At 48.7% G+C, this 15161-nt stretch carries 13 protein-coding genes and 1 pseudogene; 12 read left to right on the forward strand and 2 right to left on the reverse strand.

What is annotated here, in order from left to right; all coding sequences use genetic code 11:
* Positions 1 to 10 precede the first annotated feature (10 nt).
* The 12 genes and pseudogenes from VK70_RS05835 to VK70_RS05890 all read left to right on the forward strand — a co-directional run.
* On the forward strand, positions 11 to 1120 hold the full coding sequence (locus tag VK70_RS05835) for a response regulator (RefSeq protein WP_267885658.1): 1110 nt from the start codon (positions 11 to 13) through the stop codon (positions 1118 to 1120).
* 204 nt (positions 1121 to 1324) lie between these two features.
* Positions 1325 to 4417, forward strand: a complete 3093-nt coding sequence (locus tag VK70_RS26320) for an S-layer homology domain-containing protein (protein WP_052755983.1) — start codon at positions 1325 to 1327, stop codon at positions 4415 to 4417.
* Between the two features lie 144 nt (positions 4418 to 4561).
* Positions 4562 to 5245, forward strand: a complete 684-nt coding sequence (locus VK70_RS05845; protein WP_324607988.1) for a YdeI/OmpD-associated family protein — start codon at positions 4562 to 4564, stop codon at positions 5243 to 5245.
* 198 nt (positions 5246 to 5443) lie between these two features.
* Positions 5444 to 6277, forward strand: coding sequence for a class I SAM-dependent methyltransferase (locus VK70_RS05850; protein ID WP_036639513.1), 834 nt, complete (start codon positions 5444 to 5446; stop codon positions 6275 to 6277).
* A gap of 87 nt (positions 6278 to 6364) precedes the next feature.
* The gene (locus VK70_RS05855) at positions 6365 to 6823 is read left to right on the forward strand and encodes a pyridoxamine 5'-phosphate oxidase family protein (protein WP_201778747.1); all 459 of its coding nucleotides are present in this window, start codon (positions 6365 to 6367) and stop codon (positions 6821 to 6823) included.
* 224 nt (positions 6824 to 7047) lie between these two features.
* Positions 7048 to 7623 (forward strand): TetR/AcrR family transcriptional regulator, encoded by a 576-nt coding sequence (locus tag VK70_RS05860; protein WP_025694913.1) that lies wholly within the window; start codon positions 7048 to 7050, stop codon positions 7621 to 7623.
* Between the two features lie 143 nt (positions 7624 to 7766).
* Positions 7767 to 8630 carry an alpha/beta fold hydrolase gene (locus VK70_RS05865; protein WP_025694912.1) on the forward strand — a complete coding sequence of 288 codons (864 nt, stop codon included), beginning with the start codon at positions 7767 to 7769 and terminating at the stop codon, positions 8628 to 8630.
* A gap of 52 nt (positions 8631 to 8682) precedes the next feature.
* The gene (locus tag VK70_RS05870; RefSeq protein WP_025694911.1) at positions 8683 to 10053 is read left to right on the forward strand and encodes an MFS transporter; all 1371 of its coding nucleotides are present in this window, start codon (positions 8683 to 8685) and stop codon (positions 10051 to 10053) included.
* 22 nt (positions 10054 to 10075) lie between these two features.
* On the forward strand, positions 10076 to 10702 hold the full coding sequence (locus VK70_RS05875; protein ID WP_025694910.1) for a cysteine hydrolase family protein: 627 nt from the start codon (positions 10076 to 10078) through the stop codon (positions 10700 to 10702).
* Between the two features lies 1 nt (position 10703).
* On the forward strand, positions 10704 to 11102 hold the full coding sequence (locus VK70_RS05880; protein ID WP_025694909.1) for an aldo/keto reductase: 399 nt from the start codon (positions 10704 to 10706) through the stop codon (positions 11100 to 11102).
* A 114-nt stretch (positions 11103 to 11216) separates the two neighbouring features.
* Positions 11217 to 12569: an RNA-guided endonuclease TnpB family protein gene (locus VK70_RS05885; RefSeq protein WP_046722973.1), complete on the forward strand. Its 1353-nt coding sequence runs from the start codon at positions 11217 to 11219 to the stop codon at positions 12567 to 12569.
* An 86-nt stretch (positions 12570 to 12655) separates the two neighbouring features.
* Positions 12656 to 13297: pseudogene (locus tag VK70_RS05890) on the forward strand (aldo/keto reductase); the annotation flags it as partial.
* An 81-nt stretch (positions 13298 to 13378) separates the two neighbouring features.
* Here VK70_RS05890 and VK70_RS05895 read toward each other — a convergent pair.
* Positions 13379 to 14356, reverse strand: a complete 978-nt coding sequence (locus VK70_RS05895; protein ID WP_025693996.1) for an ABC transporter ATP-binding protein — start codon at positions 14354 to 14356, stop codon at positions 13379 to 13381.
* Position 14357: 1 nt separating this feature from the next.
* Positions 14358 to 15161, reverse strand: a complete 804-nt coding sequence (locus VK70_RS05900; protein ID WP_025693995.1) for an ABC transporter permease — start codon at positions 15159 to 15161, stop codon at positions 14358 to 14360.

Consider the following 15161-nt stretch of genomic DNA (forward strand, 5'->3'; position numbering starts at 1 on the left):
ATGCATACTGATTGACGATGAGAAGCCTGCCTTAATGTATCTGGAAATGATGCTGCTCACCGATGGACGGTTCCAAGTTGAAGGGAAGTATACCTCTGCCCAAGCAGGGCTTGAGCATCTGGCCAGGTCCAAAGTGGATGTTGTATTTCTCGATATGGACATGCCTGAGATGAACGGGCTGGAAGCGGGGGAGCAAATTCAGCAACTGAACAGTGACATTCGCATCGTCTACATAACAGCATATTCGGAGTATGCGATCGAAGCCTTCGAAATTCATGCGCTTGACTATGTATTAAAGCCGATTGACCCGGATCGTCTGGCTAAGACGCTGAATTATATCGAGCGGAGCATCCCGGTAAGGGAAGTGAACAGCTTTGGCAATTGGAGGGTACGCTGCTTTGGTCATTTGTCTTTTGATGACGGCGCGGGTAATGACAGGCAGTTAAAGTGGAAGACGGCGAAAGCCCAAGAGTTGTTTGCTTATTTGCTCCATCACCGGGAACGGTGGATTGCCAAGGAAATCCTGCTCGAAACACTCTGGCCCGATTATCCCAAGGACAAGGCGCTGACCTATTTACATACCACCGTATCCCAGATTCGAAAGCTGGTCAAAGAGTGGCAGGGCCAGATATCCGTTGAATATGCTTTGGACAGCTACCGTCTTGTTCTGGATGGAATCCTGTACGATGTATCGGAATTTGAACGGGCAACTGATCGGGAGCCGGCTATTACCGGGCAGAACCGGCTTTTTTATGAAAATATCCTTGCACTCTACCGGGGCGATTACCTGGAAGAATATGATTATCCTTGGACGGAGACCCTGAAGAGCAATTTGCTGGAACGTTATTTGAATTTTGTGCTCAGGGTCGCAGCGTATGAGATAGAACACGGTTTTGAACGGAAAGCGCTTGAGCGGCTGCATTTTGCAGAGAAGAAAGCCCCCTACTCGGAAGAGATATGCCGCCTCTTGCTTACCACTTATGCCCGGCAGGGCGAATACGCTTCATTGAACCGTCATTACGAAGCCTTTGTTAAGCTCTTGCATGCAGACCTTGGAATTGAACCCAGCCAGGAAACGATAAGGATATATAATCAGTGTAAAAAAATGACAAGCCCTTAGGCCTTTCTTCACAGGCTCTGGGGCTTTATTCATGTTTAGAATCGATTTAGAGGCCCTTGCTATAATCAATTCTGTGAAAAATATTGAAACAAGTAGAAAAAAGGCGAAAGGAGATTGAGACAAGCACACAGTATGAAATCGGGCAGATTACCGTAATAACAAATGTAGTACATTGGTTGTATTTATAACTTGGAGGGACGGATCGTGAGACTAAAAAAACATGCAATATTTCTGATAATCCTGTCGATTACACTTTACCCTTTTGCGATACCTGCTCAAGTCCAAGCGGCTTCGGGGGCGCGTCATGAAAAAGTAGGAAATGACGTGTTCTTGGGTGGCAACTTTATTGAAGTGGGCATTGCGGGCATCGGTTCATTTGGTACGGCAAGCTCCGCACCGGCCGGATTTCATCCAACGGGAGGAAGACCGGCTATAGGCTTTAACGTGGATAACGACGGCTATGATACGGGAAGCCCTATGAACAGCGGGGACTACTTCCTTCCAGGGGGGCCTTATGAAGCCTTTATCGTCGGTTACCGCAGCGGATCAGAGACGGGTATGATCAACAAATTTATGAATGCTGCCCGAACGGGATCAAGTCAGATTCCGTCAGTAACTACCGATATTTCCAGCGGGGATACATTGGCGGCGAGAACGATCGGTACAACCTCCGACGGAAAAATTCAAGTGGAGCAGACGGTCTCATTTGGAGTTAATGATAAGTATTTCAAGGTGTCCGTTAAATTGAAGAACATCTCTGATGAAACGGTGTACGATGTGCGCTATATGAGAAGCGTCGATCCTGACATTGACATGGATATGAATGGCACTTATAATACGTTAAATTCTGTGCCTCAAAATCCTCCTAATGATTCTAGCGCAATCGTGATTTCAAAAGGACCCATAACCGGCAACGCATTAGTCCTGATGTCTGCCGACCCGAACGTAAGAGCATCGGTAGGGTATGGAAACGACCCTTATGCAGCCGCCGCTTACGATCCCGATGGAAGCCGATTGCTGAAGCCTGAATCATCTGAGGACACATGGATCGGATTAACCGGCGCACTCGGAAGCCTGGCTCCAGATCAAATGAAAACCTTTAATCTTTATGAAAGCTTGGATCCCGATATAGATGAAGCAATTAATAATATCTCTAATGAAGCAGCGCCAGTTCCTGCTGCTCCAACCGGACTTGCGGCAACCGCGGGTGACGGCCAAGCGAGCTTAAGCTGGAACAGCGTGACCGGAGCCACCTATTACGAAATATATCAAGGAACAGCACCCGGCGAATATGGTGAAAGCGCCCTGGCGACTGTGAGTGAATCAACTTATAATTACACAGCAACGGGTCTGGAAAATGGCAAAACATATTATTTCGCGGTCAAGGCGGCAAATGACAGCGGAAGCAGCACATACTCCAATGAAGTTTCCGCGACACCTCAGGTTTCGGCGCCCGTGTCACCCGTTGGACTTACCGCCATTGGAGGCAATAGCCAGGCACAATTAAGCTGGAACAGCGTGACCGGAGCCACCTATTTTGAAATATATCAAGGAACAGCCCCCGGCGAATATGGTGAAAGCGCCTTGACGACCGTAAGCGGATCAACTTATAGCTACACCGCGACAGGTCTAACCAACGGCACAACTTATTATTTTGCGGTCAAGGCTGGAAATGACGGAGGAATAAGCGGATATTCCAATGAAGCAAGCGCAACGCCGCTGACGGTTCCTGCTGCACCGACAGATATTATTGCGACAGCAGGCGATGGCCAAGCGACCGTTACCTTTACGACTCCTACGGATAACGGCGGAAGTGCAATTACTGGTTACGAGGTCACCTCTTCGCCAGGCAATATCATTGCGGCAGGAACAGCCAGTCCCATTACAATAACCGGACTTCAGAATGGAACGACTTACACGTTTACGGTAAAAGCGATTAATAGTGTTGGCAGCAGTGCGGCTTCCGCTGTCTCCAATGCCGTAACACCGCACGGCAGCACACCTGCTGAGCCGACCACTCCAAGCATACCACAGCCAATGAATACAGGAGTCGATGCGCTTGAAAATGGTAAAGTGCAATCTATCGGCACGGCAACAACAACTAAAGTGAATGACCAAACGGTTACGACTGTAGTGATTGATCCGAAGAAGCTTGACGCCATCCTTGCGGCAGAAGATCAGCATGCGGTAATTACGATACCGGTGAATACGAAAGCGGATGTCGTGGTTGGCGAACTGAACGGCCAGATGGTTAAGAACATGGAGCAAAAACAGGCGGTTCTGGTAATCAAAACCGAGAATGCCACCTACACGCTGCCTGCCCAGCAGATCAATATTAATCATTTATCGGATCAGCTTGGAAAGCCTGTAGCGCTTCAGGATATCAAGGTACAGATCGAAATCGCCGCACCAAAGGCAGACACGGTGAAGACCGTAGAGAACGCGGCGTCCAAAGGCCAGTTTACGATTGTCGCTCCGCCGCTTAACTTCACGGTCAGAGGAATTTACGGGGATGCGAAGGTCGAAGTGTCCAAGTTCAATGCCTACGTGGAACGGACGCTTGCCATTCCAGATGGCGCAGATCCCCAAAAAATCACCACAGGAGTTGTGATTGAACCGGATGGAGCCGTCCGCCATGTGCCAACGAAAATCGTTAAGGTTGACGGGAAATACTTCGCAGAAGTGAACAGTTTGACGAACAGTACGTATTCCGTTGTCTGGCATCCCCTTGAGTTCAAGGATGTCGCCAAGCATTGGGCAAAAGATGCGGTGAACGACATGGGTTCACGAATGATTGTGGGCGGCAGCGGCAGCGACATGTTCAATCCAGATCAAGACATTACGCGTGCGGAGTTTGCGGCAATCGTCGTTCGGGGCTTGGGACTGAAGCCGGAGGGGAATGCTGCTCCATTTTCGGATGTACAGCAATCGGATTGGTACAATGATTTTATTCAAACCTCCTATGCCTACCAGCTGATTACCGGTTTTGAAGACGGCACCTTCCGTCCGGACGACAAGATTACGCGAGAACAGGCGATGGCCATCATCGCGAAAGCGATGACGATCACCGACCTGAAAGCAAAGCTCCCGTCTAAAGAAGCAGGAGAAGTTCTGAGACCATTTGCGGATGCGAATAAGACTTCCGGGTGGGCGAAGAATAGTGCGGCCGACTGCTTGCAAGCAGGCATTATTTCCGGCAGAAACCACAGCCAACTTGCACCGAAGGATAACATCACCAGAGCCGAGGTTGCCGCTATTATTCAGAGACTTCTACAAAAGTCTGATTTGATTAACTAACATCATTTTCTTAAGGGTTATCCTTCACGCGGTTGAAGCTGCTTGGGGGATAACTCTTTTTTTTGGCATTATGGTTAGCGGAACAAGCGGATTCGGCTATAATATTTCTTAGTTACTACACTAAGCGAGTGTGGAGGCATCATCATGAACATGAATTCGAAGAGCAGCGTAATAACAAAACTGAATCTCAGTAAATATCCTTCGAAACTGATTCTGAATAAACCGGAGGACATTGATGATTTTAATGAATTGGACTTTGATTCTGCCTTCAAAAAAGAGCAATATGATTTGATTTTTATCTTTATTTTTAATCTTGAGCAATTTAGCAGCCACTTGCAGTACGTCATTGACAACCAGGCATTAAATGATGACGGATATTTATACTTCGCTTATCCCAAGAAAAATAATCCGAAGTACAAAGAATACATAGACCGTGACAGCTTCATGGTTCACATCCCCGTGGACGAGGAAGGATATGTACAGAACAGCCGCTTGAAATTTTCAAGGATGGTCAGTCTGGATGAGGTGTTCACAGTCGTCGGACTAAAGTCGCAGGCTCCAAAATCAAAAAAAACCGCCAGCACCAAGAGCAGTCAATGCGTTGACGATTACATCGAATCCATTTCGGAAATCAAGAATCATTTGGAAAACGATAAGGATGTATTGGATCTGTACAATCAATTAACCTTTGGTTACCAGAAAGATTGGGCCCGTTACATATACAGCGCAAAAAGAAGCGAGACACAGGAGAAACGTTTAACCGAAATGAAGGATATTTTGGCCCAAGGCTATAAGTCGATCGATTTGTATCGAAGAAGAGGGAAGTAGTGTTCACTTCATTAAAAAATTTAAATATTGACAATTGGCTGGCGCATAACTATCATGTGAAATAAGATGAATGCCGAGTGGAATAGTGGATATTATTTAGCTGACCAGACTACTGGAGGTTTGATTTCAAATCAGACCTCTTTTTGCGTTTCGGGAAAGTAAGCCAATTCTCTAGATCCGAAAGGAAGCGATGAAATCATGACTGTGCATTTTACGAATGATAGCGAGGATCTTGCAAAAGCTTATGACGAAATCAGCAATTCACAATTTAAGAATGGAACGCTGCTGGTTGAGAAGCTGGATGTTAAGCCCGGGCAATCAATTCTTGATATCGGAAGCGGCACCGGCCGTTTAGGCCGTCACATTGGCGAAATTATCGGGGATACCGGAAGTTTTCTGGGCATCGACCCTCTGGAAGAACGCGTCAAAATTGCCAATGACAAGAATCGGCAAGCCAATGCCGTATACAAGATCGGTTTGGCCGAGGATCTTAGTTTTATTCCAGACAGCAGTATCGACATCATTTATTTGAACGCCGTGTTTCACTGGGTAATTGACAAAGAAAAAGCGCTGCAGGAAATTTACCGGGTGCTTAAACCCGGCGGGAAGGCCGGTTTTGCCACTGGAGCCAGAGAATTGAACAGCATCACCGGACTTAACCGTATTACCAACAGTGTCCTATCTGGAGGACTGTACAAGCAGGCCGTGAATTTTGCCGACAGCATACAGAATCTTCATGGACTTACAACTACCGGCCTCGTTCAATTGCTCGCGAACAACGGGTTAAAGGTCAAGGACGTGCAAATTAAGGAGAGTGAACGCAAATACCGCTCCGCTGAGGAGATCACCCGCTTTATTGAGGCCAGTTCCTTCGGCAACTACTTGAATCATGTTCCGGATGAGCTTCGTCCGCAGGCCAAGGTTGATATTGAAGCGGAGCTTGAAAAGCAGCGAAATGGTGACGGATTGATCCAATTCAGCAACTATACGATTTTTGCCATTGCCCAAAAAAGCCTGCCATCAGCAGCCTGATGCTTTCATTAACGGCAGAAGTCAGTTTGCCGTTTGCTTACGATTCAGCATTATCGGAATATAAAATATCACAAGGAGTGAATGGAAATGAGCAAAGAGGTAAAGGACCGGATTGTAAAATACTTAAATGATACCCGTTTTGTTGTATTGGCGACGGTTAACAGCGATCAATCGCCTGTCTTAAGAAGTTTGGGTTCCTTTGCGGCCGACGGGTATACAATCTATTTTTCAACGCAGAAGAACAGCAAGAAGGTGGAGCAGATTCAGGAAAATCCGAAGATCGTCCTTTTCTTCCAGCATGAGAATCAGGAGCTGTCCAGCTTTGTGAATGTTTCCGTGCACGGAACAGCCGAGCCGATTACCGAACCGGCCGAGATCGGCCGGGCGATTCAGCAGTTGAGCAGCCGCAATCCTCGCTTTAAAGAAAGAGCGGAGAAGGGCGAGCTGCAGGATACGGTAATTTATAAGGTGGACGCCCGGGAGCTCAAGGTGCTGGATTTCTCTAAGGGAATCGGAGCGGGAGCCGTCGAAGTCATTGCGGTATAACCGGTATTCCTTGAGTCTGGCACTCTCGGTCTTAACCCGTAGTGTCTGCCGAGTCGTATAGCTTAAAATGGCCTGGAGAAGAGCCTGTTCGCGGATATCGCGGATGGGCTTTTTCGTTCAGGAATGGCAGCTATGAGGAGACAGGAAATTTTTTTCACAAAATTCTTTACCGATCGTTCTCAATATGCTATGATGTGTTTGCAAGGAGGTAGAGGTGAGAGAAAATGGCAAGAAGCAAAGAGTTTGATATTGATGCGGTACTGCGAAAGGCAATGTTCTTATTTTGGAGTCAAGGTTATGAGAGAACCTCCATGAAAGATCTGGTTGAAACGATGGGGGTTCATAAACGAAGCATGTATGATACGTTCGGAGACAAGCATGCTTTATTTATGAAAGCGATGGAACGATATAATGAGTCAGTGGAAGCTTCAATCGACGCCCGAATTCAAGATCAAACATCCGCGAAACAGGCGATCCGTTCCATCTTCGAAATGGTAATTAACGTGGATGATGCCCGGCCTCCAGGATGTCTGATCGTCAATACAGCGTGTGAGCTCTCTCTGCTGGATCCGGAAGCAGCGGCTAAGGTCAATGAGTATTTTGCCAAGACGGAGAGCCTGCTTTCCGAGCTGATCACGCACGGTCAAGCTACTGGGGAAATTTCAAGCCAGCATGACGCGGAGAAGCTTTCCCATTATTTACTCAATTCGCTGACAGGTCTTCGGGTATTGGTTAAAACAACAACTGACAGACAGAAGCTGGAAAGCATTATCGACATGACGCTGGCTATATTGGATTAAATTTTTTTTAAGCATTTGAGAATGATTGTTCTCAAAAGATAGAGCGCTGTTGACTATCATATTATGAAGATATTCAACCGTTCAGCCCTGAGGTTCTTGCGAATCTCCAATAAATTATTCCATCAAAAAAGGAGAGATTATCTATGATTAATCAAGAAGCATTAAGCGCGTTGACGGCGGAGACTGTACCAACCTCTTACGTGGAAGCCGGAGGAATCACCTTCGCCTACCGCAAGTTCGGAGCGGAGTCGGAAGTTCCGCTTGTGTTCTGCCACCGTTACCGGGGCACGATGGATGACTGGGACCCGGCTGTCGTTAACGGCATCGCCAAGGAGAGAACCGTTATCCTGTTCGACAGCGCCGGTGTGGGACTGTCTACAGGGGTTACGCCTAATAACGTCCCTGATATGGCCGACTATGCGATCACTTTTATTGAAGCGCTTGGTCTTGAGCAAGTCGATTTAATCGGGTTCTCAATGGGCGGCATGGTGGTGCAGCATGTGACGCTGAAACGGCCGGACCTGGTTCGCCGTCTCATTCTTGCCGGAACAGGACCCGGAGCGGGCGAAGACACCGAAAGATCGAGAGACGGAGTGTTTGAAGTGATGACCACGCCTGTTAATGAGGATAAAGATTTCTTATTCCTGTTCTTCGAGCCGACAGAAACCAGTCAGGCCAAGGGCCGTGAGTATCTGGAGCGTCTTCAATGGAGAAAGACGGATCGCGCGCCGCTGGTTACAGCTGAAACCATAAAGGCGCAGACACAAGCACTGATCGGTTTCGCTGCCGGACCGGATACAGCCTATCCCCGTTTGGCTGAGATTAAACAGCCTGTTCTAGTCGCGAACGGTGATAACGATATCATGGCTCCGACCATCAATTCCTTTATTATGTCGCAGCATATACCGAATGCCCAGTTGATACTCTATCCCGACTCCGGGCACGGATTCCTGTTTCAATATCCTGAACGGTTTGTCCTGCATGTCTCCGCGTTTTTAAGCGAGTAAGGATTTACTCGGACTTTCTTATAAGAGGAATATGGGAGTGGGAGGTTTTTTTATGGAAGCCATATCTGAGATAGAGATACTCAATGCAAGAGAAAAATCATTTAATGAGAAACTGATCGTCCCCTTTTGGAGCTTGGCCGCGATGCTCGTGGTCATGAATACGACGATGTTCAACGTGGCTCTGCCCAGAGTAGCCCATGAGTTTTCGTTAACGCCAACGGTCGCTTCTTGGATTGTAACCGCATATTCCATTATTTTTGGGATAGCAACCATTACTTACAGCCGGCTGACCGATTTTTTACCGATCCGTAAAATGGTTCTGTTCGGCGCCTTTTTATTGGTACTGTCCTCATTACTCGGCTACTTCGCCCATACCTTTATTCTATTAATGACCGCCCGGATTTTTCAGGCAATAGGAGCTGCGGCATTTCCCGGGCTAGGCTATGTGCTGTTCTCTAGATATATCCCAAAGGAGCGAAGAGGCAGCGCCATGTCATTCATTGCTTCAGGAACATCACTTGGATTCGGATTGGGACCGGTGGTCGGGGGAGCCCTGACACAGTATCTCGGATGGAACTTCCTCTTCGTCATGACTGCGGCAGTTCTGTTTATCACTCCAATTTTTAACAGACATGTGCCTATGGAAGAGAAAAGGTCCGTCCAATTTGATATCGCCGGAAGCTTGCTGGTAGCAGCTTCAATTACGGGTCTGCTGCTGTTCGTTACAACTTTTGCGCTTTGGGCGCTTCTCATTAGTCTAATTACGATGGGGCTGCTGTGGTGGCATATCAATCGTATCCGTTCACCGTTTATCCATCCGGAACTGCTTCGCCAGAAAAGGTTTAGACAACTGCTGTCAATCAGCTTCACCGCGTATTTCATCAATTTTGCCACGCTGTTCGCGATGCCGATCCTGCTGGCTCAAGTCTTTCACCGGAGTCCGGTAGAAATCGGATTGATTATATTCCCAGGTGCGATCGTTACTGCGTTTGCCTCAAGACAAATAGGAAAAATCATCGACCGCGTTGGAAACGGCATCGTCTCCAAATGGGGGGCTGGGTTCCTATTGCTTTCCGTCATCCTGTTTGCAACTGTGGCAAGTCTCTCCGCCTACGGTGTTCTCATCAGTTATTTTTTTATGAGTCTAGGATTTTCCAGTTTGACCGCCAGTAATTCCAATGAAATATCACATTATCTCTCTTTAGAACACATGGGGGCGGGTATGGGTATGAACCAACTGGGCGGCTTCTTCGGAGGCGCGTTCGGAGTAGGCATTACGGGGATGCTGATTGTGCTGCAAAAAGGAACGGAGATGGCCAGCGTGTTTCAGAACATTTATCTCGGACTGTGCTTGCTGCCCCTTATTTCCTTGTACTTGCTCCATAAATATGAACAACAAGCTCGCGGGTTAATGAAATCATAATTATAAATAAGGAGTGTTTAAAATGACAGACAAAAAATATGACAGCACGAATACAGGACTTCTGCTGGTGGACCCGTATAACGACTTCCTGGCTTCCGAAGGCAAGCTCTATCCGTATGCCAAAGAAGTGGCGGAATCCGTGAACATGCTGGAGCATCTGAAAGAAATCGTTGCAGCGGTCCGGGAGGCGGGTATTCGAGTGTTTTTCGTGCCGCATCACCGCTTTGAACCGGGAGATTTTTCAACATGGAAATATCCGACACCTTATCAGCTGGCTTCAGCCAAAGCCCAACCATTTGCCAAAGGCACCTGGGGAGGCGAGTTCCATCCCGATTTCCAGCCGCAGGAAGGCGACATTATCATCAAAGAGCATTGGTCTCAAAGCGGCTTTGCGAATACGGACCTGGATCACCAGCTTAAAATGCACGGCGTCAGCAAAATTATTATCATCGGTATGCTGGCGAATACGTGCATTGAATCGACTGCAAGATTTGGAATGGAGCTTGGTTACCATGTCACGCTCGTAAAAGATGCGACAGCGGCCTTTAGCCGGGAGGCGATGCATGCGGCGCATGAGATCAACGGTCCGACCATCGTCCATGAAATTCTTACCACAGAAGAACTGATTAAAGCCTTGGGAGGTAATTAATATGGAATACCGGAATTTGGGACGTACAGGCATGAAAGTAAGCAATTTTACTTTGGGTACAGGAGCGTTTGGATCATGGGGGAACACGAACGAGGAAGAATGCATTCAAATCGTGGATACCGCTATCGGAAATGGCATCAACTTCATTGACACCGCTGACGTCTATGGGGCCGGAGGTTCGGAAGAAATTGTCGGGAAAGCTTTAAAGGGACGGCGAAATGAGGTTGTGCTTGCTACAAAAGTCGGAATGCCAATGGGAAAAGGGCTGAATCAAAGCGGAAGCTCAAGGTTGTGGATCAGACAGGAAGTCGAAAACAGCTTGCGTCGGCTCCAAACGGACCATATCGACCTCTACCAGCTCCACCGTCCGGACCCGCAAACCGATATTGAAGAGATTTAGTGTCGTAGTCCCCCACCACTCCACAGCGAAGGTGGGGGTTAGACACGTCTACTTAACAAACATATGTTCTTGTGTTATGCTAGATCCATCAAACTTGCGAGGGAGGCGTATCTCATGAAGGTGGTCAAAACACTCAAATATCCGATTACGTCTCACCACCGCATGCTAGATGCGACTCTCCATGTGTACCAAGAGGCGCTGTCGTTCTTGATTACGGTCATTCAACAGCAGTTTATGGCCTTGGAATCGTTATCCACCCAAGCGATGGTGACGGCGGTAGAACGGCTGATGCACCGTACCAAGAACAATCCAAATCCGCTCTACGCCGAGTTTGATCAACGCTTTTATAAGTTTCCTTCGTACTTCCGCAGAAGTGCCATTGCCGAAGCATTTGGCATTATGAAAAGTCATCATTCCCGTTTTCAGCTTTGGCAAGCCGAGCGACAACACGCCCAGCAAGATGGGAAACGCTTTTCGAAGAAACCGCCGACACTCCAAGCCCAGCATCAGGCGTTCCCTTGCTTGTACAAAGGCAACATGTTCATTCGAACCTCCGATACGACAGCCAAGATCAAGGTATTTCATCAAGGCGATTGGGTCTGGCTCCCCATTACCTTTAAAAGGCAGGACCTATTTAAACGTAACGTGTGGAGCATGAAAGAATGCAGCCCCACATTGGTTCGGAAAGGAAAACGCTATGCCCTTCATATCGCCTATGAGGGGGATGTGAAGTTGACTCAGGCGGAACGTTCCAAGCAGCGGGTGTGTGCCGTTGATTTAGGGTTAACGAATTCCGCAGTCTGTTCCGTGATGGACGCAAGCGGCACTGTCTTGGCGAAGACCTTTATCAACCAAGCCAAAGAAAAAGACCGGATGCGCCAAATCACAGGCAAACTGAAACAGGCCCAGCGACAGTCCGGTATAGGCGTAAAACCGAATTTCTGGCGGCGGATAAATGGCTTACAGACGCATATCGTCCACGATACCGCGCATCAAATCATCGCCCTTGCCCAAAAGCACAGCGCAGATGTCATCGTCATGGAGTATTTAGGCAAGATACGTCTGCCTAGAGGAACATGGGGAGCCAAGCGGCTTCGCGCCAAACTCCAGTTTTGGGCCAAACGGCGCATCCAAACGAAAGTGACCGAAATGGCGCATTTTCTGGGGATGCGGGTTTCCATGGTCAATCCGGCGAATACAAGTGCGCTCGCTTTTGATGGCAGTGGATTTGTACAACGAAACACGAAGCGTGATGTTGCTGTATTCGCAACAGGCAAAACGTATCACGCGGACCTTAATGCCTCGTATAACATCGGCGCACGATATGTGCTGCACAACCTACAAAAAGCCACATCTGAAAAGATGTGGTTGTCCTTGGAGGCCAAAGACCCTTCATTGGCAAAACGAACGTATTGGACGTTGGCTTCCCTCATTCGGGTGCAACAGGCATTGAGCCTTCAATCATGAAGCTCGCAGCGTGTACAACCCTGTATCGATGCCAACAGAAGCCCCCACTTCTTGTGTAAGCTAAGTGGGGGAGAGTTCAAGAGACGCTTGGCGTATTAACCGATCTTGTTCAGGAAGGGAAGATTCGCTATATCGGCTCCTCCACGTTTCAGGCTTGGCAGATTGCCGAAGCGCAAGGGGTAAGTGAACGCCGTACTCTGGCGCGCTTCGCAAGCGAGCAGCCTCCTTACTCCATCTTGAACCGCAGTATTGAGCTTGACGTTCTTGAAGCTGCGAGAAAATATGGCATGGGCGTGCTTGTATGGAGTCCGCTGTCAGGAGGCTTGCTCACAGGAAAATACGCCAAGGGTCAAGCCGCATCGTCAGATTCCCGAGCTGCCCGTTTTCAAGGAACTTTCCTGGGAAGTATTGTTGACCCGACTCGTGAAGAAAATCGCGTGAAGTTCGAAATCATTAACGAGCTGCAAGGACTTGCCGCCGAGGCTGGAATCTCTCTTGCCCACATGGCTGTCGCTTTTACCCAAGCGCATCCATCCATTACATCGACCATTATTGGACCGCGCACTCTGGAGCAGCTTCAAGGATCGCTCGCTGGTGCTGATGTCCGGTTAAGCACTGAACTGCTGGATGCAATTGATACCATTGTTGCTCCAGGGAAGACACTGGATGATTTGGAGCGGGGCTGGATTCCTGATTGGATGGATGCGGCGAGCAGACGGCGGGGTTAAGGTTTATCTATAACTAAAGCAAAGCCGCCGAACCCTTCCGGGTATCCGGCGGCTTCATTGTATCATCTAGCCCATGCGTATCTAATGGCCGATCCTTTGATATAACTGCTTGATGACGTCGTCGATTTTGGGCTCCTGGACGGTCAGATTGTGGATATCAAGCAGGTCTGAGAGCTGCTTAATCATCGGGGCCACCTGCTTGTCATCTTCAATCCGGAAGAACAGCTGGCTGTCTTCCCTCCGTTCGACGGGCGGACCGTTCCAGGCAGCTTCATCCCAGTTCGGCGCATCCACGACCAGGTAGCGAAAGCCTCCGAACTCGGCGGTCATGACCTCCGTGCTGCCGTCGAACAGGATTTGTCCTTTGTCGATGAAGATGACTCGATGGCATAGTTTTTCGATATCGTCCATGTTATGGGTCGTTAAGATGATCGTGATTTCCTTCTCTTTGTTGATCTCTTGCAGAAAGGACTGGATTTTTTCCTTCGCCATGATGTCAAGGCCAATTGTCGGCTCGTCGAGGAACAGAATTTCCGGCTCATGCAGCAGAGCCGCGGCAATGTCTCCGCGCATTCGCTGCCCCAGGCTCAATTGGCGGACCGGCGTCGAAAGGAAGGAGGACATGTCAAGGATATCGGTGAACATTTCCAGATTGCGCTGAAATCGCTCTTTCGGCACATCGTAGATTTTGCCGAGCAGCTTGAATGACTCAATCAGCGGCAAATCCCACCACAACTGGGTACGCTGCCCGAACACGACCCCGATATGCCCCGCGTGCAGCTTGCGGTTCGTATGCGGCTCTATTCCATTCACATGGACGGTCCCGGACGTAGGCACTAGCACACCGGCCAGCATCTTGATTGTGGTCGATTTTCCCGCCCCATTCGGTCCGATATAACCGACAATTTCCCCTTTGCGTACAGTGAATGACACGTTGTCCACGACGTTCTTCGGCTGCTTTTTGAAGGAAAAGAGAGCTTTGAGCAGCTTGAAAGAGCCAGCCGGCTTCTCTTTGGAGTAAAACTGCCGCACCAGATTGTCCGCTACGATAATGTCCAAGTTATGTCCCCGCTCCTTTATAGGCGTTAAGCCCTTTTGTCCATACATAATAAGTAACCGAGACCAGCAGCAGCGCCACAAGCGGCGTCAGATACATCAGCACGGGCGAGAAAGGAACGCCTGACCGGTCTCCGAAAAAAAAGTAAGAAGGATAGTAGCTGATAAACGCGACAGGCAAAACGAAAGTCAGCAGAGCCTGCAAGACGCCGTTATAGACGGACAACGGAAAGCGGGTAAACTGCGCGAGCAGTTGGTCCAGGATATGCCGCATCGCCCCGCCCTGCAAGGTCCAGAACACCATACAGCCGATCATCATCTGCAGCGACCATTCAATAGCCGCGCCGCTGATGACGATGACTAATAGCACTGCGATTTTTCCCAAGGTCCAATCCGGAATATGTACCATGGCTGCAGCGAGTCCGATGATGCCTGCCAGCATGTCTCCGAACCCGTAGATTTGGATATTGTGCGCAGCGAATGAGAACATCGGGTTGAGCGGCCTGACGAGGAAGCGGTCAAATTCGCCGTTTCGGATCAGTGATTCAAGAAACCAGCTCTGAACGAAGAAGGCGATGAAGATGCCGTGCGTCGTCCGCCAGAGGGAAGTCATGAAGATCAGCTCGTAGGTGGTCCAGCCGTCGATGATGGGAACCTTCTGCGTGATCACCCAGGAGACCAGGATAAAAGATAATCCCAGAAACGTAATGCTCAGCACCCCGATGGCGAAATTTAACGGATAGGCCATGTGAGACCGTAAATTTGCGGACTGCATGGCTAGATACAGCTTGATATGTCTGCCGATCAA

It is taken from the genome of Paenibacillus durus ATCC 35681, from assembly GCF_000993825.1.
In the GTDB taxonomy this organism is placed as follows: domain Bacteria; phylum Bacillota; class Bacilli; order Paenibacillales; family Paenibacillaceae; genus Paenibacillus_AQ; species Paenibacillus_AQ durus_B.